This is a genomic window from Alcanivorax sp. (genome assembly GCF_014762765.1).
GTDB lineage: Bacteria > Pseudomonadota > Gammaproteobacteria > Pseudomonadales > Alcanivoracaceae > Alcanivorax.
In genome coordinates this window covers 40117-42042 of sequence record NZ_JABURH010000055.1, presented here as the reverse complement: position 1 = coordinate 42042, position 1926 = coordinate 40117, and the positions used below count along the sequence as shown (strand labels likewise).

Below are 1926 nucleotides of genomic sequence, written 5' to 3'. Positions count from 1 at the left end.
GGAATGGGCTTTCCTTGACTAGCCGCCAGCCACTGCTAGCATTGCCCGCTGTTGCGCCCACCTTCTGTCTGGACTCAAGTGCATGGATTTCAAGGCCATTTATGCTGTCGTCGAAGATGACTTCGCGGCGGTGAACCAGTTTATCAACCACCACCTGGATTCCAATGTCCCGCTGATCCGTGAGGTGGGGGACTATATCGTCCAGTCCGGCGGCAAGCGCCTGCGCCCGCTGGTATCCATCCTCTGCGCCCGGGCGTCCGGCTACAGCGGCGAGCGCCATGTGGATGTGGCCGCCATCATCGAATTCCTGCACACCGCTACCCTGCTCCACGACGACGTGGTGGATGAGTCCAACCTGCGCCGCGGCCGGCCCACGGTCAATGCCGTGTGGGGCAATGCTGCCAGCGTGCTGGTGGGCGATTTCCTGATTTCCCGAGCCCTGCAACTGATGGTGGGGCTCAAGCACCCGCGCCTGCTGGATATCTTCTCCCAGAGCACCAACACCATCTCCGAAGGCGAAGTACTGCAGCTGATCAATGTGCGCGACCCGAACACCAGTGAAGACAACTACATGCGGGTAATTCACCACAAGACCGCCAAAATGTTCGAATCCGCGGCGGAGACCGGGGCCGTGCTGGGTGCGGACGACAACACCGACTTCGTGGATGCCTTCGCCGCCTATGGTCGCCACCTGGGCATTGCCTTCCAGCTGATCGACGATGTGCTGGATTACCAGGGCGAAGCCAGCGAGCTGGGCAAGAATGTGGGCGACGACCTGGCCGAAGGCAAGCCTACCCTGCCGCTGATCTACACCATCGCCAACGGCAGTCCGGAGCAGGCCAAGCTGATCAAGGACGCCATTCGCAACGGCGGCCTGGACCATCTGCAACATATTATTGAAACCGTTCAGGCCAGCGGTGGTCTGCAATATACAGTGGACAAGGCCGCCGAACATACGCGCCTGGCCCTGGACGCCATCGCTGAGGTGCCGGCCTCCCCCTACAAGGAGACCCTGTTCACCCTGGCGCAAGAATCCCTCAAGCGGACCTATTGATACAAGGAGCCATCATGTTACGCGCTGCACTAGTGCTTGCCCTGACTGCCACTTTTGTCGGCTGCGCCCTCAGCCCGCAGGTGATTGAAGTAAAACCGGTTGCCGACGTGCAAGCTACCAACATTGGCCAAAACCAGCCGGTGCAGGTTCTGGCCGTGGATTCCCGCGACCAGGAGGCATTCGGCACCCGCGGCGGCGTCTACAAGGACACCGCCCTGGTACGCCCCGCCAATGACGTGAAAAGCGCCATTGAAGACGCCGTGCGCAAGGGTCTGCAAACCCAGGGCTTCAACGCGTTCAATCCCGGCGATGACGCGACCCGCCTGGAAGTGCGCCTGGAGCAACTGGACTATGTGCCCGAGGAAGGCTCGGTGATCAACCAGGTTACCCTGACACTGACCTTGCTGGCCGAGGCCAGTCGTGGCGATGTGATCCACACTGGAACCTACAAAAGCAGTGTGGAACACGACCTGCCGTTGACCCCGTCGGCAAGCCGTAACCAGCAGATGGTCAACGACATCCTCAGTGGCGCCATCAACCGCCTGCTCAAGGATCCGGAAATGCTGGCCTTCCTGGCGGGCAACGACCAGCCCTGATGTCCGTCAACCGTGTCGCCATCCACTATTGCAGCCAGTGTAACTGGCTGCTGCGCAGTGCCTGGTACGCCCAGGAGCTGCTGACCACCTTCAGTGGCGAACTGGATGAAGTAGCCCTGCAGCCGGGGACCGGTGGTGTCTTTCAGATCGAGGCCAATGGCCAGCGAATCTGGGAACGCAAGAGCGACGGCGGTTTTCCGGAAATCACCGAGCTGAAGCGACGGGTGCGGGATGTGGTGTGTCCGGAACGGGAGTTGGGGCACATTGATCGCAAGG

3 protein-coding genes are annotated in these 1926 nt (G+C 60.9%); all 3 read left to right on the top strand.

From position 1 onward, the window contains the following. Positions 1-82 precede the first annotated feature (82 nt). Positions 83-1054: a polyprenyl synthetase family protein gene (locus HUJ17_RS01995; protein ID WP_290509115.1), complete on the top strand. Its 972-nt coding sequence runs from the start codon at positions 83-85 to the stop codon at positions 1052-1054. Positions 1055-1068: 14 nt separating this feature from the next. Then, the gene (locus tag HUJ17_RS01990) at positions 1069-1650 is read left to right on the top strand and encodes a YajG family lipoprotein (RefSeq protein WP_290509114.1); all 582 of its coding nucleotides are present in this window, start codon (positions 1069-1071) and stop codon (positions 1648-1650) included. Next, positions 1650-1926 (top strand): SelT/SelW/SelH family protein (locus HUJ17_RS01985; RefSeq protein ID WP_290509113.1); only part of this gene is annotated, 277 nt, incomplete at its 3' end. The genes HUJ17_RS01990 and HUJ17_RS01985, both read left to right, overlap by 1 nt.

Excerpts from the sequence above, each read along its gene's own strand:
- HUJ17_RS01990 (WP_290509114.1), top strand. The coding sequence starts at position 1,069 with ATGTTACGCGCTGCACTAGTGCTTGCCCTGACTGCCACTTTTGTCGGC.
- HUJ17_RS01995 (WP_290509115.1), top strand. The coding sequence starts at position 83 with ATGGATTTCAAGGCCATTTATGCTGTCGTCGAAGATGACTTCGCGGCG.